Raw genomic sequence first — 23589 nt, forward strand, 5'->3', positions numbered from 1 at the left:
CAGCTTCCTTTCGTTCGTGTGCGTGAGGGTCAGGCCGCCGCGGCCGGAAGTTCGGCCACGAGTCGGATCGACGTCGACAGTTCTTCGAGCTGGAAGTGCGGCCGCACGAAGATCACGGCCTGATAGCTGCCCGGCCGGCCGGGGACCGGCTTCACGTCCACCCGCGCCTCGCGGAGCGGATACTTGGCCTTGAGCGACTGGCCGGCGTCGTCCTTGCCGAGGACGTATTCCGAGATCCAGGTGTTGAGGTAGTCGCGGATGGTGTCCTCGCTCATGAACGAGCCGATCTTGTCGCGCATCATCACCTTGACGTAGTGGGCGAAGCGCGACGCGTTCAGCATGTAGGGCAGCATCGCCGAGAGACGCGCGTTGGCGTTGGCGGCGCTGGTGTTGTAGAGCTTGGGCTTGTTGACGGTCTGCCCACCGAAGAACGCGGCGAAGTCCTCGTTCTTCTTGTGGACGAGGGTGATGAAGCCAAGCTCGTTCAGCTCGTTCTCGCGGCGGTCGGTGATGGCGACCTCGGTCGGGCTCTTCATCGCCACGTCGCCGTCGATGGTGAAGAAGGTGTGGATCGGCAGGCCCTCGACCTTGCCGCCGCCCTCGACGCCGCGGATCGCGGCGGTCCAGCCATGCTGCGAGAAGGACGCCGCGATGCGCTCGGCCATCACATAGGCGGCGTTGCCCCAGAGATACTTCGAGTGGTCGACGCCGGTCACGTCCTCACGGAAGTCCATGCCCTCGACCGGCTTCGTGGCGGGTCCGTAGGGCAGGCGCATCAGCACGCGCGGCAGCACCAGCGCGACGTAGCGGCTCTCCTCGCTCTCGCGGAACGACCGCCAGGGGGCGAGCTCGGCGCTCTCGAAGATCTTCGCGAGATCGCGCGGGATCGGCATCTCGGTGTGGCTGTCCATGTCGAACAGGCGCGGGCTGGCGGCGGCGATGAACGGCGCATGGGCGGCGGAGGCGACCTCGGAGATCAGCTTCAGCAGCGCGACGTCCTGCGGATGGCGGCCGAACTCGAAGCCGCCGACAAGCATCGAATAGGGATGGCCGCCGAAGGTGCCGTACTCCTCCTCGTAGACCTTCTTGAAGAGCGCGCTCTGGTCGAACTCCACGGCCTTCTCGAGATCCTTCAGCAGATCGGCCTTGGAGACGTTGAGCAGGCGCAGCTTCAGCTTCGTGCCGGTCTCGGCCTTGAAAACGAGATGGCGCAGGCCGCGCCATGTGGCCTCGAGCTCCTGGAACTCGGGACTGTGCAGCACCTCGTTGAGCTGGTCGCTGAGCAGGGTGTCGATCTCTGCGATGCGGGCGTTGATCATCGCCACCACGTCCGAGCCGACCTTGGCCTCGTCGGCGAGCACGTCGTTCACGAACTCGCCGACGAGGTCGCGGGCGTAGTCGCGCTGGCTCTGATCGCGGGCGATCTTGCCGTCATAGATGATCTGGTCGAGCAGGCTGCGCTCTGCGGTCTCGACCGCGGCGTCGCCGTCGTTAACTTCCTGAGCCATCATGTGCTTCCGGTTCTAGGGCGCGGCGCCGGGGGCGCGCGGCGAGGGACGAGGGGCGTGGAGCGGCGCGGTCGGCGCGCCGTCAGGCTTTGTCGGCGCCGGTCTCGGGCGCGTCGTCCGCGGGCGTCTCGGCCTTGAGCTGGTCGCGCAGCGTGGTCTGCCGTTCGGTGTTGGCCACGATCTCGCCGAGCAGGGCGTCGAGGCGGTCGTTGCCGTCGAGCTTGGTCAGCAGGTCGCGCAGGCGGGCGCGGGCCTCGAACAGCTTCGAAAGCGGCGGGATCTGGGCGACGACGTTCTCGGGCTCGAAATCGTCGAACTTCTCGAACTTCAGTTCGACGTTGATGTTGTCCTCGGCGCCGGGCTGCAGGCGGTTCGGCACGCGGAAGGCAAGGCGCGGCTTCGAGGCTGCCAGGACCTCGTCGAAGTTGTCGCGGTCGACGCCGACGAACTTGCGGTCGGCGACGCGTGGCGGCGCCTCGGCCGGCTTGCCCGAGAGGTCCGCCATGACGCCGATGACGAACGGCAGTTCCTTCTTCTCGATGGCGTCGCCGGTTTCGACATCATAGGTGATCTGCACGCGCGGCGGGCGAACTCTGGACAGTTTATGCTGTATGTTATCGGCCATTCTGCACTCCATGGTGTCATGCGCCATCGATCAGCATGTCTAGGGTCGAACTTATTGACGCCGCGTTATTTTCGACTGTCGCCAATGGAAGCTGAGCGCTGGTTCTTCGTGAAAAGCGCGGCGCATTTTCGACGCCGGCTCACTTCTTCGCCGCCGGCGCCATCAGCCAGTTGAGCATTTCCGGATCGCGCCCCTCCTTGGGCAGGTCGCGCAGCACGTCGGCGAGCGTCATGCCGCCCCAGCGCACCGCGCGCTCGATCAGATAGGGGGTCGGGCTGTGGGGCTCGATCCGGCGCAGCAGCGCCGCGATCTCGATCAGCGCCCGGTAGGCGTGCTCCCGGTCCCCGTCCGTCGCGATCGCAGGGACGGGGGCGGCCGGCGCGCGGGAAGGCGCGGCGGAGGTCGCCGTCTCCGAAGCCGCCGCGGCGCCCGAGGCCGGCGCAGGCGGCGGCGCGACGGGCGTGGCGGGCCGCCTGCGCGCCAGAATCGGCCCGACGAGACCGCCGACCTCGCGCGCCGCCCGCCGCAGCGCGGTCATCGACGGCGCGGCGTCGCCCGCCAGTCGCGTCAGCGCGGCCTCCAGCGCCTCGGCCGCCGCATCCGCCGCCGTCAGCGCGTCGTCGAAGGCCAGTAGCGCGGCCTCGGGCGTGGCGTCGGCCAGCGCGTCGAACTCCCCGATCGTCAGGTCATGGGCGGCGTCGGCCTTGCGCGATGACCTGGCGCGGCGCTGCGCCGCCTCGCCGTGGCGCGCCTGCTCGTAATGCGACCAGCTCAGCGCGACCCGCTCGCCCTCGCGCTCGCCGCGCGCGATCGGCGCCAGCCGGGCGGCCCTCGCCAGCGCGCCGTCCAGCCACACGATGGGGCCGTAGCGCGGCGAGTCGGCGTCGCCGTCATGGGCCGGATGCATCCCCTCCCAGAAGGTCTCGCACAGCGCCGCGACGAAGCGCATCCCGGCGGCCGCCGCCGCGAAGCCGCCGTCGCGCACCGCGGCGTCGACCAGCCAGCAGGCGACCAGGAGATCCTTCGATTTCGTCGCCAGCGCGTCGCGGCAGAGCGCGACCACATGGGCGTCGTCGGCGCGCTTGACGTCGCGTTGCCAGACGCCCTGCGGGAGGTCCGCGTCCTCCTCGCGCCGCGCTTCCTCGATCGCCGCATGGACCGGACCGTAGCGCAGCGAGGGGCCGGTGGGCTCGGGCCCGGGCAGCGGATCGAGCAGCCCGGCGAAGGTCGTCGCGACGTCGGCGCTCATCGGCCCGGCCCTCCCGCGGGGAAGACCGGCATGCGCAGCGCCGGCCCGGCCGCCTGCAGGCCGCCCGCGTCGAGCGGGCGGATCTCGACGCGCATGTAGAGCTCGGCGCGGTCCAGACTGGCCGCGCCCGCCGCAGCCGCCGGGTTGACCAGCAGCGGCGTCGCGATGCGGATCACGTTCGGGCGCGGGTCGCCCAGCGTCTGCAGGTCGGCCCCGCCGGGGGCGTTCGCGGCGACCATGGTGACGAGCGACCAGCGGTCGTCGTAGCTCAGCGTCAGCGTCCGGTCCTCCACCGCGGCGTCGCTGCGCCCGGGCTGGGCGGGCAGGTTCGGGCCGTTGCGCGCCCAGCGGAAGCTGAGCCTGATCGGGTCGCCCTGCCGCCAGATCAGCGCGCGCGGCGGCTCGAAAGAGCTCAGCCGCTCGGCGCCGATCTGCGCCGACCATTCGACGATCTGATCGCCGGCGCGCTCGCGGTCGCGGTTGGTGCGGAAGGCGAAGCGCACTGCGAAGGCGGCGCCGCCGGGCGCGATCGCGCCGTCGGGCCCGCCGAGGAAGGCGCGGACCTCCGCGAGGGCGGCGGTGAACTCGCGCGCGCGCTCCTCCTCGTAGTGGCGCGCCGGCGAGGCGGCGGCTTCGAGCTGGCGTGCGATCTCCGCCCCGTGGGCGCTGAAGAAGCGGCGCACGCTGTCGGGGTCGGCCGCGTCGGCGGCGCGGGACGGGTCGGCCAGGCGCGCCGCGCCGCCGACGCCCACGAAGGGAAAGCGCCCTGCGAGCTGCGCGTCGAACGCGTCGGCGATCTCGCCCTGCGCCGAGAGCGCGTTGGTCGTCCCGATATCCTCGCAGCGGTAGCGCAGCGCCCTGACCAGCGCGAACATCTGCTGGCCGAACCAGCCGGCGCCCGGGCGGACGGCTTCGAGCCGCTCGGCGCAGTTCGCCGCGTCGAGCTCGTTCAGGCCGACGACGATGAAGCGTTCGAGTTCCGACAGCGCGTTGCGCGGGCTGCGCGCGGCGTAGTCCGACAGCGTGGCGAGGATGTCGCGCCAGCGCGCGGCGGCGGCGGCGGCTGTCGCGTCGGTCGCGAGCGCGCCGCCGTAGTAGGCGACGATCGGCGCGGCCTGCTGCTCTCCGAGCGCCTGCACGAAGCCGCGCCAGTGGCGCACGACGCCGGCGAGCTCCGCGTCGCCGAACATGCCGAACATGGCGGGGGCCGACTGGGCCTCGCCGTCCCATGCGTCGACGCCGGGAAAGAAGGGCGCATAGGGCGCGGCGCCGTCGAGCTCGGCGTCGATCTCGCCGAGCAGCCGCGCGGCCTGCCGGTCGGCGACCTCCGCCAACTGGCGCTGCAGGGTCCGCAGACCGAGCAGCGCGGTCTGGTCGCGCAGCTTCGCCAGCAGCGGCGCGGCTGCGGCGAAGGACGTCGCCTCGACGCGCGTCGCGTCGCGCCCGCCGCCCTCCAGCGGGCGCAGCGCATCGTTGACCAGCGCCGACATGCGGGCCTCGGTGCGCGCGCGCACGACCGTGATCATCTGCTCGCGCAGGTCCGGCGGGAAGTCGCCCAGCGCGCTGGTGAGCGCGCCGAGCAGCCAGCCCGCCGTCTCCACCGCCTCGCCGAGGCGGAACGGATCCCAGCTCAGCCGCGCCGCGCCGACGTCGAGCCGCCGGCCGACCGAGGGCGCGCTCTGCGCCAGCCTGCCGTCCTCCAGCAGGGCCGCGGCGGCGTCGCGCAGCATCGGGTAGAGCGGGTCGAGCTCGGTCCCGTTCGGGCCGTCGCGCAGGATGGCGCGGCCCGAGAAGCCGACGAGCTGCCGGATCGTCAGCCGCGCCTCGGCCTCCGAAGCGTCGATCTCGTCGTCCAGCCGCGCGCGCAGGCCCGGCGGGGCGAAGCTGAGCCCGGCGATGGCGGCGGCGGAGCGGCGCAGGTCCTGGTCGAGGCGCCCGGCGCGATGGTCCAGCCAGTTCGCCTCCGGGTCGGCCAGCAGCGCCTCGGCCTCGTCGACGCCGCGCAGCAGCGAATCGAGACGGCCGACGATGTCGGCGTCCTGCGCGCCGGACTCGGTGAGCAGCCATGCGGCGTCGGCCGAGACGCCGCTCAGGGCGCGGAACAGCGGCGTGGTCGGATAGGCCGCGGCGAACACGCCCTCGTCGGGCTCCCCCAGCGCCGCCTTGAGCTGCGGGCGCATCGACGCCCGGTCGATCTGCGGCGCGTCAGTGCGGGAGAGCGCCCGGACGTAGATCTCGTAGGCGTCCATGAAGCCGGCCGGCGGCGGAAAGCCGATGGCGTAGTTCGACAGCTGCGCCAGCTCCTCGGCGGTGCGCGAGTCGCGCAGCGCGTCGTAGATCGCGATGTTGCCGTCGAACTCCGCGAGATCCTCGGCGAACCGCGCGATGCCGGCGGCGTCGAGCGCGGCGCGGTTCCGCGTCGTCGCGAGCGCCTGCGCGAAGCGGTCATGCAGGCCGTCGCGCAGCGCGCGCAGCGCGACCTCGTTCAGGCCGGTCGCCACGGCGCGCTCGATGCGGCTCTCGATGGGCGAGAGATAGCTCGTCGGCGCCAGCGGCGTCGGCAGGTCGTTGATGGTCAGCGTCGCCATGGCGTTGAGGATGTCGCGCGTCTCGCGGTTCAGCGTCTCCTGCGGGACGGAGAGGCCCTGGCTCTCCAGCCCGCGGTTCTCGGTGATCGACCGGTCGATGACGGAGAGCAGCCGCAGCAGGTCGCTCTGCGCCCCGCCGCCCTGGCTGAGCAGGAACAGCCCCAGCGCGCCGAGCGCGGCGAGCCCGCCGGCGGCGACCTTGAGGCGCAGCGCGGTGCGCGCGCGCTGCGTGAGCCGGCCCCTGGCGGGTCTGGCGAGGCGGCTCTCGGCGAAGATCTTGCGGGCGAAGACCTCCGCCGCGAAGGGCGCGGCCGAGCCCGCCCCGCCGTTTCCGCCGCCGACGAAGTAGAGGCCGCGGAACATCATAGGGTCCGCGAAGGCGGTGGCGCGCAGCATCGGCGTCAGCAGGCGGCGCAGGGGCGCCTCGAAGGCTGCGACGCGGCTCGACATGTCCAGCATCGCCTCCGACCGCTCCCCCGGCCGGGACGCCAGCGCCGCGAGGGCGAGCCCGTCCAGCGAGGCCGAGATCGCGGCGATCGCCGTCTGGATCGTCGCGGGATCCCACGGCGTCTCGGGCGAGCCGGGCGCGGACCAGCCGATCAGGGCGTCGTCCTCGCCCGCATCCTGCGCGGCGCGGCGCAGCGCGGCGAAGCCGGGCTCGGCCTCGATGCCGGTGACGAGCAGATAGACCGGCAGGCGGAGGCCGCCGACGGCCTGCGCCTCCTGCAGGAGGGCGCCGAACCGCTCGCCGAGCTCCGACAGCGCGCCGGGGCTCTCGTCCTCCAGCCGAGCGAGCACCTGTGCGCGGATCGCGAACGCCACGCCGTCCACCGGGCGGTCCGGCCGCTTGCGCCGGTAGCCCATGAGCGTCGCGCGCCACAGCGCGCGCCAGCCGTTCTGCGCCAGCAGATCGTCGCCGAAGCTGAGGATGACCCCGTGCGGCGTCATCGCCACGCGCGCGGGGCCCTCGGGGGCGCCGAGGGGCGCCAGCCCTTCCGGCGCACCCGCCGCCGCGGCCGCCACGGCGGCCTCGACGTCGGCGCCGGGGGCCCCGACCAGGGCGATCAGCGGCGGCGTGTCGGCGCCGGAGACGGCGCCGGCGAAGGATGCGGTCGAGCGCTCCAGGGCCGAGGCGGCGTCCCGGGCGGCGTCCCGCGCGGCGTTTCGGGCGGCCCCGCGCGCAAACGGCGGTTCGGCGACCCGCTGGAGCGCGCCGGCGATCGCCTCTCGCCTCATCAGGCGCGTGGCGGCCAGATAGGTCGCGACCGCGCCCGACAGCAGCAGCGCGGTCAGGATGACGGCGAGCATCGGCAGATTCGCTGTGGCCCAGGTTGTCATCGAGCTGCGGCGCCTTCTTTCATGGACCCACGGCGGCGATGCTGGCGGCGCGCAGGGCGACCGGGCCGAAGGTCCAGAGCCACGTGACGTGCGACAGGACGACATAGCCGAGGAGGACGCCGAGCACGGCGAGCCGCCAGCGCTCGACGTCCCGCGGCGGGCGCGGCGCCGGCTCGGTCTCGGTGCTGGCGTGGGCTTGGGCGAAGGCGGCGGCCATGTCGGGGCCGGCGGGCGGCGCGTGGTCGGTGGCGAGTTCGAAGAGGCCGCGGCGCAGGCGCTCGATCTCGCCGCCGTCGTCGGCCCCGCGCCAGCTCCCGCGGAAGCCGCAGGACAGCGCGAGGAAGATGGTCATGGCGAGGTCGCGCCGCCCGGCGTCGCGCCGCGCGAGGATCGCCGAGGCCGCCTCCAGCACGCGCTCGCCGGCGATGCGGCTGCCGTAGAGCGAGCGCTCCAGCAGGGTCGAGGCCCAGATGGTCGCCCCGCCCCAGCGGGTGAGGTGGATCATCGCCTCGTCGGCGTAGCTCGCCAGCACATAGGCGCTGTCGACCTGCTCCCAGCCGCCGCCTTCGGGCTGGCGCCGGGCGCCGAGAAGGCCCAGCCGCCGCGAGAGCTCGGCGAAGGCGTCGCGCGCCACCTCGCCAGAGCCGGCGTCGCCGCCGGAGGCGGAGCCGTCCTCGGCGCGCGCGCGGATCGCGGCCAGCGCGGCGTGGAATTCCTGGAAGTCGCGCAGGCTGCGCCGCGTCTCGCGCGGCAGACGCTCCACCTTCATGAGGCGTCGCCAGCGTCGCCAGCGTCGTCGAGCGGCAGCGCGAGGACGATGCGCGCCGGCTCGCCGGGCTGCCCGCCGCCTTCCGGGTGACGCACTTCCAGCGGCGCGCCCGGCGCGACGAAGCGCGGGTCGAGCGCGACCGTCGCCAGGACGCCCTCCTCCGGCGCCACGATGTCGAGGGCGTCTACGCTGTCGACGAGCCTGCGCGCCGCGCCGCGGACGCGGCTGAGCCGCACTTCCGACATCCGGTCCGACGACGCGATGCAGGCGGCCGCGGCCCACTGCGCCAAGCGCTGCGCGCCGTCGCCCGGCGCGGCGTACATGAGAAGGTGGACGGCCTCCGCGCCGCCGCCGGCCCCGGCGGCGTTCACGAAGCCGCCGTCGTCGTCACGCGCGAAGGGGAGCAGCCGGTGGGCGGCGCGCAGGCGGGCCATCGCGCCGAGAATCATGCCGGCCATGGCCTGGAAGCCCGGCAGCGCGTCGTGATGCAGGTAGGTCGGCGCCGTTGGCGGGGCCAGCCGCCGGTCCACCGCCGCCGCCGCCCCGAGCGCGTCGCAGAGCGCGAGGTGCAGCTGGTAGGGCGACGCCGCCTCGTCGCGCAGCAGCGCCTCCAGTCGCGGCAGCGGCGCCGAGATGGCGCGCAGGGCGATGTCGTCCTCCCGCGTCTCCACGCCGAGCCCTGCCGCTGCCCCCCTGAGCCGCTCGGCCACGCCGGTCGCCTTGCCGCGCAGATCCTCGGCGACGGCGCGCGCGACGGCGTGGATCGGCTGCTCCCGCGTCGCGCGCAGCGCGGGCGGCTGATAGGGCAGCAGCTCCAGCCGCCCGCCGACCTTCGCCACCTGCGCGATCGGCAGGGACACCCACGCGGCGCCCGGCCCGATCATCGGGGAGGCGGTGGCGTGGAGGGTGAGCGCCGGGCGCAGCCGCGGCGTCGCGACCGGGTTCTCGCCCAGGTTCTCGTCCATCACGAGCTCGCCCTCGACCGACAGGTAGCGCCGCAGCGCGCCCGGCGCCGCGGCGCGGGCGCTGTGCGCGGCCACGCCGAGATGGATGGTCGCCGGCCTTGCGGCGAGATCCTGATCCAGGGCGTCGAGGTCGAGTTCCAGCGAGGCGGCGCCGGGGCGCGGATGCGCGACCACCAGCCCGTCCGGCGTCAGCGCGTCGAGCTCGACGACGCGGAAGCAGCCGGCAAACAGCGCGCCGGCGTCGATTTCAAGCGCGCGCACGCCCCAGAAGAAGGGGGCGGCCGCGCGCAGCTGGTAGTTCAGCGTCGCCTCGATGCGCCGCGCCTCCTGCTGCATGTGCTGGGGGGCGAGCATCATGCCCTCGTGCCACTGCACCGCCTCGGGCGTCTCGGCGGCGGCGGGGCCCTCGGGGCGTCGGGCGCTCATTGCGCGACGTCGAAATCGCGGGGGCCGAGCGTGACCCGGACGCCGTCGAGGTCCGGCAGCTGGGCGCGATGCGCGCCCGGGCCTGCGTAGCTGGCGAAGACGAACACCGCCTCCACGCCGCAGGGGAAGCTCACGCTGTCGGGCCCCACGCTCTGCCCCGGCGCGATCTCCCACCCGGTCACGTCCACGCCGTCGGGATTGTCGCGCAGGATCTGGTCGCGGGTGGAGAAGTAGGTCGAGGCGGGCAGGGCCGCGAGCGCGTCGGCGGCCCGCTCGTCGCGCGCCACCACGACGTCGACGGCCGTCGCGGAGGCGCCGTTGGCGTCCGGGGCGGCCACGATCTCGACGGCGCCGCTGGCGTCCACGCCGCAGACCGTGGCGCAGGCCGACAGGAGCCCCGCCGCTGCGGCGCAGGCCGAAAGGCGCAGGAACGTCTTGGCGCTCATCGCGGCGTCTCCGTAGGGCGCAGGACCGGCGTGATGGCGAAGGCGCGGCGGATGTCCTCCGCCGCCCGCGCGGCGCTGCCGGAACTGGGATAGGGGCCGATGGTCACTTCCGACCATTCCCGGCCGCCGGGGTCGACCGAGCCCACCAGCCGCGCCGGCATCGCGCGCGCGCCGAGTTCCTCGGCGAACGCCTGCGCATCGGCGCGCCTCGCGAAGGCGCCGGCGGACAGCGTGTAGCTTTCCGGCTCCAGCGCCGCCAGCGCGGCCGTCGCGCGCGGGTCCGGCGCCGGGTCGGAAGACGCGTCGTGACGCGCGGGGTCGGCAGGCGCGCCGTGACGCGCGGGGTCGGCAGACGCGCCGTGACGCGCGGGGTCGGCAGGCGCGCCGGCGTCGGCGTTTCCGCCGGCGGGCGCGTCCGCCGGTCGGGGACGCGTCGCCGCCCGCGCGTCCGCCGAAGCGAGGGCGGCTGCGCCCGGCCCGGGGGCCTGAGCCGCCGCGCCCGCGGGGGCGACGCCGGCCGGGGGCGCGTCCCCGGCGGCGCCGAAGGGTGTTCGCGCGGAGGTCTCGGCGGAGGTCTCGGCGGAGGTCTGCGGGGCGGCGCCTGCCTGCATCGCGCCCGCGGCGCCGGCGGCCGACAGCGTCACGCCGAATACGGCCCCCAGCAGAAAGGCGCTCACCGTCGTCGTCACGAGTCCGGCGAGAATCACGACCCTGAGCATCGACTGTCTTCCCTGCATTCTGCACTGTCGCCACCCGCCGTTCTGGCGCGCGGAAGTTGAGGCGTCGCTATCACTCGCCCGATGCGCGAAAAAAAATTTCGGTCTGGCGTGCCGGACGGCGTCGGACGGCGTGTCTCATCAGCATGATGAACCTTCGTTTCGAGGTGGTTTCCCGGGCGGGCCGCTAGCTGACCATCACCGTGAACTGGCCCGCCATGGAGAACTGGATGGCGCCGCCATAGGCGCATGTCGCAAGGCAGCCGTCGTGCAGCGCCGGCTTGCCGCCGATCAGGACGGTCGCGGAGCCCGGCGCCCATGGAGCCACCGTCATCGGGATGCACGGCATCGGCGTGAGTGCGCCGAGGGCGGCGGCGGTGGCGGCGGCGACGGTGGGATTGGCGAGGCTCATGCAGGTTCCGAAAGTGGGAATGTTGAGCATGGGGACGTAGTCGAAGCTGGTGCCCGCCGGCAGACCGCCGGCCATCACCGTCTGTCCCGGCGCCGCGACGAATGCCGCCGGCGCCGCGCCGAAGCTGCACGACATCATGGCTCCGGTGACGACTTGAAAGGACATTGCGGCTCCGGATGCGGCCGCTCTGGAACGCAGGATGCGCCGGTTCGCTCGCCGTGCGCGCCCACATTCCGGGAGCGTGATCGTCGCCCGGTGTTGTTGTCGGATATGGTAAACTTTCGTTTAAGGCGCCTGCGTCGCGTCCCCGGCTTCGCGCCTCCCGCCGCTTCGGCGGCGCCGCCCGGTCAGTCCGGCCTGCGCCCCAGATCCGCGTGTCGCCGGCGTCTCCCGCCCTGCGGGGCGGTCAGGCCGCAAAGGCAGGCGCCGTCGGTCCCGCCGCGACGCGACAGGCGAGAGCCGCTTGCGCGACCGGCGGAAGCCGCCTGACGGCGCCCGCGCCACTCTCCGGCGCATGGCCTGCGCCGGGCGAAGCCTCGGGATTGCGCTGTGGAGCCTGCCGCCGCCCCCCGCCGCGCCGGGGCTGGGACGCGCGGGCAATGACCCGAACCATGATGCGATGGGGCCGCGCTCGCCCGCTGGCCTCCGGGATGGGGCGCATGGCCCGCATCCGATTCGAGTCGCGGCGCCTGTGGCGGGGCGTCCGCAGCCTCGCCCATGCCGATGCCGGCGACCGTATCATCGGAGGCGCGCCGCTCCGGCCGGGCGCGCGTCGCCGTCCGCACGGTCCCGCCGGGCGCCCCGAAATCTCCCGGCCGACGCTACCGGCGCAAGCGATCCTGTCGCCCGGGCGAGGGCTGCGACCCTCCGCCCGCTGGGCGCGCGCCGACCGTCGTTGCGGCGACGATCGCGATCTGGGACTGCGCGATGGCGTTCAGCCTTGCGACCATCGCGGCCGCCGCTGCGGGCGCCAGATCCGGCCGCGCCGCGGCAAACAGCGCCGCATGCCTCAGAGACTGGGCCGTGGCGGCCATCCATTTCCGCGCAAGCGGCGGCTCGATCCGGTCGAGCGCGTCCTCTATGCCGCAGGCATGTCGCCGCAGCTCTTCGGTCGTCGACCCGGCTTCGATCGTGCTGAGAAGGGTCGCCGCCTCGAGCGCCAGCCCGGCGAGTTCGGCGTCGATCTCGAAAGCGGCGCCGTTGATCTGAGACATCGGAATGCGTCTCCGAAAGAAACTGTACGGGGTTAGGGAAACACTTAACGATCTGTTAGGCAAGCGGGCCGCCGTCATGGCGCCATGGTCGCAGCGCGCGTCGGAGCGCCGTACGGCGTGGGGCGCGAAATGGGCGTTAGCGCAGGGCGCGGAATGACGGACATCGCGCGGGAACGGAGCGCAAGCAATTGAAATAAAGAATGAAAGCTATCCGGCGCGTTTGCGGCGGGATCCAGCCGGCTCGCGGCGTCCGATCGCCCTGAACCGGCGGGCGGCTGCCCGGCGGGCCCGTTTGGCGCGGTCGGCGACAGCGTCCCGCAGTCGTTCGTTAAAATTTTAGAAAGTTTTCGCGCCAAGCATGAAAGCGAAGCCCTGTCGAAGTCCGGAGCGACGCGTATGCGCGCACTGAAAGCGGCCATTGAAAAGCGACGGTCCAAATTTCTCGCCGCGCGCCTTTCGGGATGCGGCGACCGTCCCCGGTGGCGACCGTGACGGCTTGGGCGCCGAGGCGGGTTGCGCCGCGGCACGCAGCGCGGACCGTGCGTCTCCAGCGTCGCCAGCTTCCCGCCCGTCGCTCGAGATCTCTCGATGATCCCCGCCGAGGAGCCGCCAGCGCGGCCTGATCCGCGCGTGCCACGTCAGAAACTGCTTGAAGCGGCGGCCCCAGCGCCCGTCGCGAAGAACGACCCGTCCCGCTCCGCCCCCAGACGCCGCGCGCCCCGCTCGCCGCAGCGTTTCCGTGCGCAGCCCGGACGCCGCGCGCCGAACGCGCCGGAGGCGGCGCCGCGTCCGGCGCGCCCGGCTGCGTCCGGGTCCGACGCATGGTCGACCCCGCCGAAGCAGGCGAGATCACCGAAAGCGAGGCCATGGCGGTCGCGGTCGGGCGGGCTGTCCCGGGCGGACGGTCCTGCGCTGTCCGCTTCCCGCGCCGCCACCTTGCCGCTGTGATCCCATCTGCAAAGCCGGCGCTACTCTCGGTTGTGTGCGTCACGCCGGAGAGATGCGTTGCGTCGTGATCAACCCATGCATGAGGAACTGTAGATGTTCTTGATCAGAACCCGGCTCGACATGAGCCCGATCCACGGAATCGGCGTTTTTTGCGTAAACATGATCCATGCCGGCGCGCGCGTGTGGCGTTTCGAGCCCGCATTCGACAAGACTATCAGTGAAAGCGAACTGGCGCGGCTCCCCGAGCATGTGCGGGAGCATGTAATCGTGCATGCGGAACACTTCCCAGAGCTTGGAGTTTATCGCTTGTCGAGCGACGAGGACAAGTACATGAATCATTCCATCACGCCAAACCTCCGCGTGACTGAAGATGACGTGCTCGTAGCCATCCGGGACATCGCGCCTGGCGAAGAACTGACCATAGACTACGGAGAGATCGGGATGATTCATCACATCGAGCGGAGCATCGATCCGGAACTCTCCCGCGCCGGCAGGGTCGTCGCGCAGCGCAGGATGACGGCGGCATGAGCGGCGCGGGGATCGCCATCACCGGCTTCGCGGTCGCCACGGCGATTATCGCCGACTACTTCATCAAGATCGCTTCCCAGAAGGAAGCCTCGTTGTTGACCTGGAGCTTCCTTATCGGCGCCAGTCTCTATGTGCTTTCGGCCGGCGGCTGGCTCTTTGCAATGAAGACGATGACTCTGGGGCAGGTGGGCGTCCTGTACTCGGTCGTCACGATACTTGCATTGACCGCGATGGGCGTGATCTGGTTCGAGGAAACGCTGGGGTGGCGCGAGGGCCTCGGCATCTTCTTCGCACTGCTTTCGGTCCTGCTCATGTCGCGATTCCTCTAGGTGAGGCTGCGGGCCTAGCCCCGCGCCCGGCCGATGCGCTGCGTCGGCCGGGCGCCACGCCTACTTGGGCAGCTTGAGCCACATCCAGCGGTTGTTGATCTCCGACTGCATGCCCGTGCCGACCGCTGCGAGCGGGTAGAAGCGTTCCCGCATCTCCTCCGGCGGATAAACGCCCGGGTTGGAGACGATCTCGGCGCTCACCATCGGCTTCGATCCTGGAACGGCGTTCGCGGCCTGCGACCAGTTCGTGAGGCGCGCAGCGACGTCGGGCCGCAGCAGGTAGTTCACGAGCAGGTGCGCCTCCTTGCGGTGCGGGGCGCCGCGGGGGATGGCGAAGCTGTCGACCCAGATCTCGGAGCCCTCCCGCGGCAGCATGTAGCCGACTTCCAGCCCCTGGGCGGCCGACGCCATCGCAAGCAGCACCTCCGTGCTCCAGGCGAGCGTGACGCAGGAGGCGCCCGTCGCCATCGCGTTGATGAGTTCGCTGTCGATCGCGCGCCAATGGACGGAGGCGCGCTCGATCGCCGCCATCGCGGCCTCGATGTCTTCGGGGTTCTTGCTGCCCGGGTCAAGGCCGAGCCAGGCCAGCGCCGCGCCGATCGCGGTCTCCGGCGCGTCGATGACGTGGACGCCGCAGCTCTCGAGGCGCCGCGCCAGCTCGGGCTCGAAGATCAGCCCCCAACTGTGCGGAACGCCTTCGGGAAAGCGGCGCTCGAGCTCCTTGACGTTGTAGCCGATGCCGGTGGTGCCCCAGAAATAGGGCATGGTGAGCGTGGCGTCCGACGCCGCGCCCGGCATCAGCGCCATGATGGACGTGTCGACGCCGGCGCTGTTCGGCACCAGGTCCAGATCGAACGGCTCGATGACGCCGGCTTTCGCCAGCCGGTCGATCTGCTGCGAATAGACCACCACCAGATCGAAGCCCTGCCCGCCCAGCAGCAGGCGCGCCTCCGCCTGTTCGCTGCTGGTGTAGGTTTCGATGACGACGTCGATTCCGGTCTCCTTCTCGAAATCCGCGATGACCTTGGGGTTGATGTAGTCCACCCAGTTGTAGAGCCGGACCATCCGGCTGGCGTCCGCCGTCGCCATGGCGGGGAGCAGGACGAGAGCCGCGAGGCTGGTCAGCGCCGCGGCGACGCCCGCGCGGCTGCGGCGTCGGATCATGATCCCACCCCCCGTTTCGCGGCGCCGCGCGCGCTTCTCCGTCGCGGCAGCGCCGCCAGCGCCGCCTCCAGGCTCCCGGCGTCGACCGGCTTGGTGATGAAGCCGTCCATTCCCGCATCGACCGCCGCGGCGACATGCTCCGGGCCGACATGGGCCGACATGCCATGTATCCGCGGCTTCCTTCGCAGATCGAGCGCCCGGATGCGCCGCGTGGCCTCGCACCCGTCCATTCCCGGCATGGATATGTCCATGAGGATCAGGTCCGGCGCGAAGGCGCGCGCGAGGTCGATCGCCGCGCGGCCGCTGGCGCAGACGGTCACGCTGCATCCCAGGCGCTCCAGCATGGCGCGCGCCACCTCGAGGTTCACGTCGTTGTCGTCCACAACGAGGACGCGCGGCGCCTCTGCCGGCTCGTCCATGTCGGGCGCGGCGCCGGGCGCGCCTTCAGTCTGCTCCTCCGCGGCGGCGTCCTCGCTGTCGACGACTTTCAGCGGCAGGCGGACGGTGAAGGTGGAGCCGACGCCGGGCTCGCTCTCGATGGCGACGCCGCCGCCCATGCCCTCCGCCAGCCGCTTCACGATGGCGAGGCCGAGGCCGGTGCCGCCGAAGCGCCGCGTGGTCGAACTGTCGGCCTGCTCGAACACGTCGAAGACCCGCGCCTGCGCCTCCGGCGCGATGCCGATGCCGGTGTCCTCGATCGAGATCGCAAGCGTCTGCGCGCCGTCCCGAGCGTCCTCGGCGGAGACGGAGATCGCGACGCGGCCCTCATGGGTGAACTTGATGGCGTTCGAGACCAGATTGTAGATGATCTGGCGGATGCGTGTCTCGTCGCCGGCGTGCAGCGCCGACACCTCCGGCGCCACGGCGTGTTCGAGCGCCACGCCCTTGCTGCTGGCGAGCGGCTCGAAGAGGCTCGCGCAGTCGGCGACCACGCCCCTCATGTCCAGCGGCCGGCAGTCGAACCGCGTCGCCTGGGCCTCGAGGCGCGACAGGTCGAGGATGTCGTCGAGCAGCGAGACCAGCGTCTTTCCGGATGACGTTATGATGTCGAGCATCTTGAGCTGCTTGTCGTCGAGGCGCGTGTGGCGGAGGATGCCCGCCATCCCGAGCACGCCGTTCATCGGCGTGCGGATCTCGTGGCTCATGGTCGCGAGGAACTGGGACTTGGATTTCGAGGCCAGCTCCGCCGCCTGCGTCTTCCGCAGGATGACGTCCTGCGATTGCATCACGCGCCGCTCCAGCGGGAGGAAGATGAACGCCGCGCTGAAGATCAGCGCACCGAAGCACAGCGCGACGAGCACGACGCTCTCCGTCGCGAGGTCGTCCGTCGCCTTCAGCAGCGCCGCGTATTCGTCCCGCCGCATCTGCAGCAGCGCCGGCTGCGTGACCTTTGAGATGTCGATGCCGAGCGTGGAGTACCGCTTCGCCTCCTGGCCCAGCGGACCCCCGCGCTCGATGAGCGGCTCCGCCAGCCTGATCATGACCGTGATCTTCTCGAGCGGCCTCAGCATCGGATTGGAGAGGATCGCCATGGTCCGCGGGGCGAGCGCGCCGGCGTCGCGCAGCCGGGCGATGCCCCTGGCCGCCGCCGAGAGCTGCTCGCGCCCGCTGCGGATGCTCGCGCGGCTTTCCTCGGCGCGCCAGACGTCGCTGGAGGCGACGAGGTCGTGAAGCCCCAGTTCGATCGAGGAGATGCCGCTCTGCGCCGACGTCAGGGCCTCGGAGATCTGTATCTTCGTCCGCACGTCCTCCCGCATGGCGCTGATCGAGAAATGCGAGAACAGCACGACGCCGAGGATGAGGGCGAACGCCGCGGTGAGGCGCAGCCGCAGATAGAGCCGCGTGACCGGCGGCGTGTGCCGAGGCGGCGTCGCCTCTGGCGCCTCCGGGCTCCGGGCGCCGTCGCGAGCGATCCTTCGACCCAGCGCGCCGGAGATGCGGCGTCGGAGCGCGTCCAGCGTCATGGCGATGGCCGCGCCTGCGTCGTGGCGCGCGCCGCACTCAGCCGGGCTGGCGCTGCGCGCCCCCGATGCGGTCGACGCCGCGGATCCGTCGACGAGGTTCTCATGCAAGTCTGCCAATGGCGCGATATCCGGTCGTATCTGAACAATGCGTGCAGTTAGACAAGCACACAACCGAAGATAGCGCACCGGAGTTCGGCGCCACGGGCGCGGGCAGCTGCGGTCGTCGCGTTGGCGCCACGGGGCGAAGATGCCCGATCTCCGCGCGCAGGGGGCCCGCACGGCCGTCAGGAACCTCCAGGAATGCCGATCCGGGTTCGATCACGGCGCCGAGCATAGCACCGTTCCGCATTCAGGGCGCGAGGCTGACTGCGTCGCGGCCCGGCGCAGGCGCTTCGCCTGACGCCGGGACCGTCCCGGCCTTCGGCCCGGTCGGCGCCTTGCGCCGCGCGATGCGGATGTTCGGGCCGTTCTCAGGCGGCGAGACCAACCTCCACGTCGTCGCGCCATTCAAGCCCCGGTCGGTATCGGGCCGCGATCCGCCCGTCCCTCAGCGCGAACAGGTGCATCCAGCCGTTGTCGAACAGGGCGCGCACCGCCGGATGGCGCTCAAGGACCGCCGTGACGGCCTCCTGCGGGGCCTCGATCATCACCGACAGCCTCAGCGGCTCGTGCGTCCGGCGCTCGCCGTCATGCAGCGCCTGCGTCGGCAGGCCGGCGCGAAGCCGCCCGCCATTGCCCTCCACCACGCCGATCCCGCCGACGACGTTGTGGATCAGCTTGTCGCCGCCGCCGAAGGCCTCGGGGGCCACGGCCGAGCCGTAGTATTGCAGGCTGATCCAGCTCGCCACGACGACCGGCGCGGTGAGGATCAACTCCAGCGTCGCGCCGCCCTCGTCGCGCCGCCAGTCGTAGCTGTGCAGGAAGGCCCTGCCGGCGAGGTCCGCACCCGCGGTCGCCGCGCGCGGCCCCGCGATGAAGGCGGCGCATCCCGCCAGGCCCCATTCCGGGCGCACCTGGGCCCAGTCGAGCGCCCGTGCGGCGACCGTGGCCGGCGTGGCGTTCGGCAACCGCGCCGCGCGCTCGGCGCGCGTCTCCGCGCCGGCCGCGGCCAGCCAGACCCGCGCCGCGTCGAGCGTCTCGGCGTCGCCCTGCGCGGGGTCGTCGACGTAGAGCGTCACTTCATCGGTCGTCGTGTCGTGCAGGCCGCCGACGAAAATGGCGTCCGGCGCCAGCGAGACGCCGCGTCCGGCCAGGCCCGCGCGTGTCTCGGGGTCGTTCAGCAGCGTCGCCAGCAGCCGCGCCGACACCGCGCCGGTGTAGCCGCCGCAGGCGCCGCAGTGATAGGCGCTCTCATGCGGGTTGTTGGCGACCTGCGCGCCATGGCCGATCAGCAGCACGAGCGGCGCCTGCGCGTTCGCCAGCCCCATCGCCTTCAGGACGGCGGCGCCGGCGTCGGCCTTGGCGCCTGCGTCGAGCTCGGTCTCGAAACGCGGCGGCGGCCCCATCTCCACCTGCCGCTTCGCGCCGAGGGCGTCCTTCACCAGCTTGAAGCCGTAGAGCGGCCCGGCGGCCTCGACGAAGGCGAAGGACGACACCGCCGCCTGCCGGAAGCGACCCCAGGCGCGCATCGCGCGCGCGGCGATGCGCGCGTCCTGCTCCGCGTCGGGGGCCGCGCGGCTGCTCGATGCGAGCGTCGGGCGCAGCAGCGCCGGAAGATGCGCCTCGGCGGCGTCCGAGCCGTGGTCGCGATGGGCGACGGGCAGGCCGAAGAAGCCCGCGAAGCCGACGGTCTCGACGTCGGGGCTCTGGCGCTCCAGAGCCCGGCGGAAGATTTCGGAGCGGACGTCGATGCAGAATGCCGCCTGCAGCGCGGGGCGGGGCGGCGCGGCGGCGGCCGCAGTCGCCGCCGCCGTCGCCAGCATCGCGGCGAGGCGGCGCTGGTGTGCACGCTCCGAGGCGTCCTGAAGGGTCGCGTCGATCATCTGGTCGCGCGTTGGCGTCAGCGGCGCCTCGTGCGCCGCCACCGTCGCCGCCCAGCCGGCCTGCGTCTGCGGCGCATGGGCCAGCAGAGCCTCCTCCCAGAGCAGGCGGATCGCCAGGAGATCGGTCAGCGCGCCGTCGGTTCCGCCGTCCAGCTCCGCCCGCCAGAGCAGCCAGCGCGCGTGCTGCGCCCAGCCGCCGAAATCCATCAGCAGGCGATGGAAGGCGGTCTCCGCGGCCGCCGCGGTGACGCCCAGCCCGTCGGCCGCGCGCAGGATCGCGCGCTCGGGCGTGTCCGGCGCGTCGGCGACATGGGCGCAGAAGCCGGCGAGCCCGGCGATCTCCGGCGTCAGGTCGTGGGTCGCCCAGGCCTTCCACGCGTCATAGGCGCGCCGTCCGGGCGCCGGCGTCCACAGCGCCTGTCCACGGTCGAAATGTCCGGCCGCCCAGAGGCCCACGGTGCGGTCGATCACCGTCGGCCAGTCGACCGCGCCGGTTCTCGCGGCGAGTTCGGCCACGGTCGGCAGCGCCGCCGGCGCCGCGCCCTCCCCGAGGCAGGCGGCCTTGAGCGTCTGCAGGTCGATGGGCGGATGGAGCCCCTCGCAGGCCTCCAGCGCGGCGCTCAGATCCTCGTCGGCGACGCTCCCCGCCACGATCTCCGCCGCATAGTCGGCCCGCGGGCGCGTCAGGCGGACGCCGGCGACGCGCGCGAGCCGCGCGCAGGCCGTCGCGAAGGGCTCGCCGGTCTGGCCGAGGAAGGGGTTGGCGGCCACCGTCGCATCGAGCGGGAAGGCGGGGGGGATCGCCCGCGCGGCGGCCTCGGCGGCCTTGAGGACGGCGTCGACCCGAGCCGGCGTCGGCGGCGTGTGCTGCAGCAGCATTTGCGTGTCCTCCCGATTGGTCATGGGTTCCTCGCCGCCCGGTAGCCGCCGATCAGGCGGTCGAGCAGCGCGTTGAGATAGAGGCCGTTCGCGAGATGCACCCGCAGGCTGGCGGTCGCCGGGTGATGCGCCCAGAGCGGAAACAGCGCCTGCGCCACGGCCACCGCGCCGAAGCTGGCCACCGCGACGACGATCAGCGCCCATTGCAGCTGCCCCGGCGCCGGGGCGGCCGGCAGATGCGGCCCCCAGATCGCCTCGGCGACGAGCTGGAGCGCGAAGTAGGCGGCCGCCGCCGCCAGCGACGCGCGCGCCGTGCGCCGCGTCAGCGCCTTCGGCGCGGCGTCGGCCAGGCCCTGCGCGACCAGATAGGCCACGCCGAAGACCAGCATCGCCCCGAGCGCCAGCGCCTGCGGCGACTTCGGCCCCGCCACGGCGATGAAGGCGCCGGCGACGGCGCCGTAGAGCAGCACGGCGAGCGCGAAGGACTTCGCCACCGCCCCGAGGCTGGGAACCGCGACGGGCCCTGGCCTGCGGGTCGCCGCCACCGCCCTGACCGCTCCGCCCGAGGACAGGAAGGCGTGCGCCTTGTAGAGCGAGTGCGCCACGATGTGCAGCAGCGCCAGCGTCCACAGCCCGAGCCCGCATTGCAGCAGCATGAAGCCCATCTGCGCAACCGTGGACCAGGCGAGCGCGGTCTTGACGGCGCTCTGCGTCAGCATCACCAGCGAGCCGAAGAGCGCGGTGAGCCCGCCGAGCATCACCAGCCCGGCCATCACGCCGGGGCTCGCCTGCACGATGTCGGCCGTCCGGATCAGCAGCACGCCGCCGGCGTTGATGACGCCGGCATGGAGCAACGCCGAGACCGGCGTCGGCGCCTCCATCACCTCCGTCAGCCAGCCGTGCAGCGGGAAGGCGGCGGTCTTGAGCGCCGCCGCGAGCGCAAGCATGGCGACGGCGAGATGCCCCGCGATTGGCAGCCCGCCGGCCGCCGCGCGGGCCAGCGCCGCCAGATCCGTCTCTCCGAACGCGATGAAGAAGAGGATCGCGGCCAGCGCCAGCGACGCGTCGCCCGCGCGCCAGACGAGCGTGAACTTCGCCGCCGCGCGCTGGGCCTCGGGCCGATGCGCCCGGAACAGCAGCAGCCGCCGCAGCCCGGCGCCGACCGCGACGAAGGCGAGGATCAGCGCGCCGAAGCTCCCCGCCTGAACGAGGACAAGCACCGCCGCAAGCGTGGCGAGCATCAGGCCGTGAAAGGCGCCCTCCTGCGCCTCGCCGTCGAGATAGCTGCGCGCGTAGCGGATGACGATCCAGCCGATGAAGGCGACGAGCAGCGTCATGGCGGCGCTGACGGCGTCGAGGCGCAGCGACAGCCGCGCCGCGCCCTCCAGCATCGACGCCTCCGCCGGCCCGGCCGAGACGAAGCGCGCGACCCCGAACGCCGCGAGCGCCAGCGCCGCGAGCGCCGCCCGCTCCGCAAGCAGCGGCAGTCCGCCGGGACGGCGCCCCGGCGACAGCGCCGCGAGCGCCGCGACGACCAGCAGCGGGGCCGGCGCGAGAAATGACGGCGGAAGGGAGGACAGCATGGCTCAGCTCCGGACGATCTGCGGACCGGCGTGAAGCTAGGGCTTGCCGATCTTCCAGAAAATTACATATTATCGGGGTAAATCATCTATCAGATAGAACGATGTCCTCGCTCAACCTGCATCACCTGCGCCTGTTCCGCGCCATCGCGCGCGATGGCACGCTGACCGGCGCGGCGCGGGCGCTGAACCTGTCGCAATCGGCGCTCTCGACCCAGCTTCGCACGCTGGAGGCCGCGCTCGGCCACGACCTCTTCGAGCGGCGCGGGCGCGGGCTGGCGCTTTCCGAGGCCGGGCGCATCGCGCTCGACCACGCCGACGCGATCTTCAGGACCGCGGACGACCTCACCGCCACCCTGCGCGACGTCGCCGGGCCGCGGCGGGCGCTGCGCGTGGGCGCGCTCGCGACCCTTTCGCGCAACTTCCAGCTCGCCTTCCTGCGCCCGCTCATCGGGCGGCGGGACGTCGAGGTGGTGCTGCGGTCGGGGCCGCAGGCGGAGCTGCTGCGCGGTCTCGACGCGCTGTCGCTCGACGTGGTGCTGACCAACCTCGCCCCGGCGCGCGACGCCGCCAGCCCCTATCTCGTGCAGCGCCTGTCGGAGCAGCCCGTCAGCCTCATCGGCACGCCGGCGCGGGCGAGGGGTGGCGCCCGCCCGCTCGCGGCGCTGCTGTCGGACGCGCCGCTGATCCTGCCGACGCCCGAATCCGCGATCCGGGCGACGTTCGACGCGCTCGTGGAGCGTCTGGGGGTGACCCCGATCATCGCCGCCGAGGCGGACGACATGGCGATGCTCCGGCTGCTGGCGCGCGAGGACGCCGGGCTCGCGGTCATTCCCACCATCGTGGTGAAGGACGAGCTGGACAGCGGCGCGCTGGTCGAACTCGCCCGGCTCGACGACATCCGCGAGGCGTTCTGCGCCGTCACCATCCAGCGCCGCTTTCCCAACCCGCTGCTGGCGGAGGTGCTGCGCGCGCAGGCCGGCGCCGGCCTCCCCGTCGCTCCGGCGGCGGAGGCCTAGCCGTCCCTGCAGAACGCCGCGAAGGCCTCCACGTAGTCGGGATGCCAGCGCGACAGCGGCGGGCGGTTCTCGATGATGTCGCCGGCCGCCCAGGCGATGCGCTTCTCGTCGAGCGCGCGCGGCACGTCGTTGTCGGGGCACAGGATGTAGAAGTCGCCCGCCGCGAGCCGCTTCATCATGAAGGCGACGGTCTGCCCGGGCGTCCAGGCGGCCTCGGGCTTCTCCGTGCGGCCGCGCGCCGTCAGCCCGGTGAAGACGAAGCCGGGGATCAGCAGATGCGCCGAGACCTCGCAGCCCGGCGTCGAGCGCAACTCGTGCTGAAGCGCCTCGGTGAACGCCTTCACGCCGCTCTTGGCGACGTTGTAGGCGGGGTCGCCCGGCGGCGTCGTGATCCCCTGCTTGGAGCCGGTGTTGATGATCAGGCCCGGCGTCTTCCGCTCGATCATCCCCGGCGCGAACATCCGGCAGCCGTGGACGACGCCCCAGAGGTTGGTCTCGATGACACGCGTCCAGTTCTCCAGCGAGCCGAACAGCGCGCTGCCCGGCTGCACGCCGGCGTTGTTCATCAGCACGTCGACCGGACCGAGGCGGCTCTCGACGGCCTGCCGCAGGGCCTGCAGCTCCTCCACGCGCCCGACATCGGCGCGAAAGGTCGTCACGCGCTCGGGGCCGCCGTCGATGTTCGCCGCCGCCTCGGCGAGCCTGCCCGCGTCGATGTCGACGATGCAGACGCGCAGGCCGAGCGCGGCGAAGGCCTGCGCCGCGGCGAGGCCGATGCCGGCCGCGCCGCCGGTCACGACCGCGACGCCGCCCGACTTGAGTGCTGGATGGACCATTGCCTGCTCGCTTCGTTCGGGGATCGCTCCGTCTGGCTGACCACGGTAACGCGGTTCGCCGGCCGGGGCGACGCCGAACGCGCGGCCGCCTTCGGGGGGGGAGG

General features: G+C 72.7%; 18 protein-coding genes. 3 read left to right on the forward strand and 15 right to left on the reverse strand.

All coding sequences use genetic code 11. The annotated features are described in order from the left end of the window. Positions 1-29 precede the first annotated feature (29 nt). The 10 genes from tssC to BLW43_RS03365 all read right to left on the reverse strand — a co-directional run bounded on the left by tssC (position 30) and on the right by BLW43_RS03365 (position 12334). Entirely contained in the window at positions 30-1508 is a 1479-nt protein-coding gene (gene tssC, locus BLW43_RS03320; protein ID WP_093248395.1) for a type VI secretion system contractile sheath large subunit, read from the reverse strand. An 82-nt stretch (positions 1509-1590) separates the two neighbouring features. Then, positions 1591-2160 (reverse strand): type VI secretion system contractile sheath small subunit, encoded by a 570-nt coding sequence (gene tssB, locus BLW43_RS03325; protein ID WP_342741588.1) that lies wholly within the window; start codon positions 2158-2160, stop codon positions 1591-1593. Positions 2161-2272: 112 nt separating this feature from the next. After that, positions 2273-3382 (reverse strand): type VI secretion system protein TssA, encoded by a 1110-nt coding sequence (tssA, locus tag BLW43_RS03330; RefSeq protein ID WP_175478736.1) that lies wholly within the window; start codon positions 3380-3382, stop codon positions 2273-2275. Then, on the reverse strand, positions 3379-7278 hold the full coding sequence (locus tag BLW43_RS03335; RefSeq protein WP_139283972.1) for a type VI secretion system protein: 3900 nt from the start codon (positions 7276-7278) through the stop codon (positions 3379-3381). Before BLW43_RS03335 ends, tssA begins: the two co-directional genes overlap by 4 nt. 49 nt (positions 7279-7327) lie before the next feature. Beyond that, positions 7328-8077, reverse strand: a complete 750-nt coding sequence (locus tag BLW43_RS03340; RefSeq protein ID WP_093248401.1) for a DotU family type IV/VI secretion system protein — start codon at positions 8075-8077, stop codon at positions 7328-7330. Next, on the reverse strand, positions 8074-9468 hold the full coding sequence (gene tssK / locus BLW43_RS03345; protein ID WP_093248402.1) for a type VI secretion system baseplate subunit TssK: 1395 nt from the start codon (positions 9466-9468) through the stop codon (positions 8074-8076). Before tssK ends, BLW43_RS03340 begins: the two co-directional genes overlap by 4 nt. Further along, on the reverse strand, positions 9465-9914 hold the full coding sequence (locus BLW43_RS03350) for a hypothetical protein (protein ID WP_093248403.1): 450 nt from the start codon (positions 9912-9914) through the stop codon (positions 9465-9467). The genes tssK and BLW43_RS03350 overlap by 4 nt, the downstream gene beginning before the upstream one ends. Next, the gene (locus tag BLW43_RS03355; protein WP_093248404.1) at positions 9911-10633 is read right to left on the reverse strand and encodes an SPOR domain-containing protein; all 723 of its coding nucleotides are present in this window, start codon (positions 10631-10633) and stop codon (positions 9911-9913) included. Before BLW43_RS03355 ends, BLW43_RS03350 begins: the two co-directional genes overlap by 4 nt. Before the next feature lie 184 nt (positions 10634-10817). Next, positions 10818-11207 (reverse strand): DUF4280 domain-containing protein, encoded by a 390-nt coding sequence (locus BLW43_RS03360; RefSeq protein WP_093248405.1) that lies wholly within the window; start codon positions 11205-11207, stop codon positions 10818-10820. A 656-nt stretch (positions 11208-11863) separates the two neighbouring features. Continuing rightward, positions 11864-12334, reverse strand: a complete 471-nt coding sequence (locus tag BLW43_RS03365) for a hypothetical protein (RefSeq protein WP_139283973.1) — start codon at positions 12332-12334, stop codon at positions 11864-11866. Positions 12335-13297: 963 nt separating this feature from the next. On the opposite strand from BLW43_RS03365, the gene BLW43_RS03370 reads away from it, so the two are divergent. Both BLW43_RS03370 and BLW43_RS03375 read left to right on the forward strand, forming a co-directional pair. Next, a complete protein-coding gene (locus BLW43_RS03370) occupies positions 13298-13732 on the forward strand; it encodes an SET domain-containing protein (protein ID WP_093248407.1) in 435 nt (144 codons plus the stop codon). Next, complete coding sequence (locus tag BLW43_RS03375) at positions 13729-14061, forward strand: DMT family transporter (protein ID WP_093248408.1); 333 nt, start codon at positions 13729-13731, stop codon at positions 14059-14061. The genes BLW43_RS03370 and BLW43_RS03375 overlap by 4 nt, the downstream gene beginning before the upstream one ends. A gap of 60 nt (positions 14062-14121) precedes the next feature. Here the strand turns inward: BLW43_RS03375 and BLW43_RS03380 are convergent, their stop codons facing one another. From BLW43_RS03380 to BLW43_RS03395, 4 genes are all read right to left on the reverse strand, one after another. Continuing rightward, positions 14122-15225, reverse strand: a complete 1104-nt coding sequence (locus tag BLW43_RS03380) for an extracellular solute-binding protein (RefSeq protein ID WP_093248410.1) — start codon at positions 15223-15225, stop codon at positions 14122-14124. Then, a complete protein-coding gene (locus BLW43_RS03385; RefSeq protein ID WP_139283974.1) occupies positions 15222-17306 on the reverse strand; it encodes a hybrid sensor histidine kinase/response regulator in 2085 nt (694 codons plus the stop codon). The genes BLW43_RS03380 and BLW43_RS03385 overlap by 4 nt, the downstream gene beginning before the upstream one ends. A gap of 353 nt (positions 17307-17659) precedes the next feature. Then, on the reverse strand, positions 17660-20050 hold the full coding sequence (locus tag BLW43_RS03390) for a YbcC family protein (RefSeq protein WP_093248413.1): 2391 nt from the start codon (positions 20048-20050) through the stop codon (positions 17660-17662). A 20-nt stretch (positions 20051-20070) separates the two neighbouring features. Continuing rightward, positions 20071-21633, reverse strand: a complete 1563-nt coding sequence (locus tag BLW43_RS03395; RefSeq protein ID WP_093248414.1) for a proton-conducting transporter transmembrane domain-containing protein — start codon at positions 21631-21633, stop codon at positions 20071-20073. Between the two features lie 101 nt (positions 21634-21734). Here BLW43_RS03395 and BLW43_RS03400 point away from each other — a divergent pair, with 101 nt between their 5' ends. Next, a complete protein-coding gene (locus tag BLW43_RS03400; RefSeq protein WP_093248415.1) occupies positions 21735-22649 on the forward strand; it encodes a LysR family transcriptional regulator in 915 nt (304 codons plus the stop codon). Here the strand turns inward: BLW43_RS03400 and BLW43_RS03405 are convergent. Beyond that, positions 22646-23485 (reverse strand): SDR family NAD(P)-dependent oxidoreductase, encoded by an 840-nt coding sequence (locus tag BLW43_RS03405; protein WP_093248416.1) that lies wholly within the window; start codon positions 23483-23485, stop codon positions 22646-22648. The genes BLW43_RS03400 and BLW43_RS03405 overlap by 4 nt on opposite strands. Between the last annotated feature and the right edge of the window lie 104 nt (positions 23486-23589).

The sequence above is a fragment of the Rubrimonas cliftonensis genome, from assembly GCF_900107585.1.
Classification (GTDB): domain Bacteria; phylum Pseudomonadota; class Alphaproteobacteria; order Rhodobacterales; family Rhodobacteraceae; genus Rubrimonas; species Rubrimonas cliftonensis.

Coding starts and splice junctions, on each gene's coding strand:
- tssA (WP_175478736.1), bottom strand. CDS start 3,382: ATGAGCGCCGACGTCGCGACGACCTTCGCCGGGCTGCTCGATCCGCTG.
- BLW43_RS03400 (WP_093248415.1), top strand. CDS start 21,735: ATGTCCTCGCTCAACCTGCATCACCTGCGCCTGTTCCGCGCCATCGCG.
- tssB (WP_342741588.1), bottom strand. CDS start 2,160: ATGGCGCATGACACCATGGAGTGCAGAATGGCCGATAACATACAGCAT.
- BLW43_RS03350 (WP_093248403.1), bottom strand. CDS start 9,914: ATGAGCGCCAAGACGTTCCTGCGCCTTTCGGCCTGCGCCGCAGCGGCG.
- tssC (WP_093248395.1), bottom strand. CDS start 1,508: ATGGCTCAGGAAGTTAACGACGGCGACGCCGCGGTCGAGACCGCAGAG.
- BLW43_RS03390 (WP_093248413.1), bottom strand. CDS start 20,050: ATGCTGCTGCAGCACACGCCGCCGACGCCGGCTCGGGTCGACGCCGTC.
- BLW43_RS03405 (WP_093248416.1), bottom strand. CDS start 23,485: ATGGTCCATCCAGCACTCAAGTCGGGCGGCGTCGCGGTCGTGACCGGC.
- BLW43_RS03395 (WP_093248414.1), bottom strand. CDS start 21,633: ATGCTGTCCTCCCTTCCGCCGTCATTTCTCGCGCCGGCCCCGCTGCTG.
- BLW43_RS03380 (WP_093248410.1), bottom strand. CDS start 15,225: ATGATCCGACGCCGCAGCCGCGCGGGCGTCGCCGCGGCGCTGACCAGC.
- BLW43_RS03355 (WP_093248404.1), bottom strand. CDS start 10,633: ATGCTCAGGGTCGTGATTCTCGCCGGACTCGTGACGACGACGGTGAGC.
- BLW43_RS03370 (WP_093248407.1), top strand. CDS start 13,298: ATGTTCTTGATCAGAACCCGGCTCGACATGAGCCCGATCCACGGAATC.
- tssK (WP_093248402.1), bottom strand. CDS start 9,468: ATGAGCGCCCGACGCCCCGAGGGCCCCGCCGCCGCCGAGACGCCCGAG.
- BLW43_RS03365 (WP_139283973.1), bottom strand. CDS start 12,334: ATGACGGCGGCCCGCTTGCCTAACAGATCGTTAAGTGTTTCCCTAACC.
- BLW43_RS03360 (WP_093248405.1), bottom strand. CDS start 11,207: ATGTCCTTTCAAGTCGTCACCGGAGCCATGATGTCGTGCAGCTTCGGC.
- BLW43_RS03340 (WP_093248401.1), bottom strand. CDS start 8,077: ATGAAGGTGGAGCGTCTGCCGCGCGAGACGCGGCGCAGCCTGCGCGAC.
- BLW43_RS03375 (WP_093248408.1), top strand. CDS start 13,729: ATGAGCGGCGCGGGGATCGCCATCACCGGCTTCGCGGTCGCCACGGCG.
- BLW43_RS03335 (WP_139283972.1), bottom strand. CDS start 7,278: ATGCTCGCCGTCATCCTGACCGCGCTGCTGCTGTCGGGCGCGGTCGCG.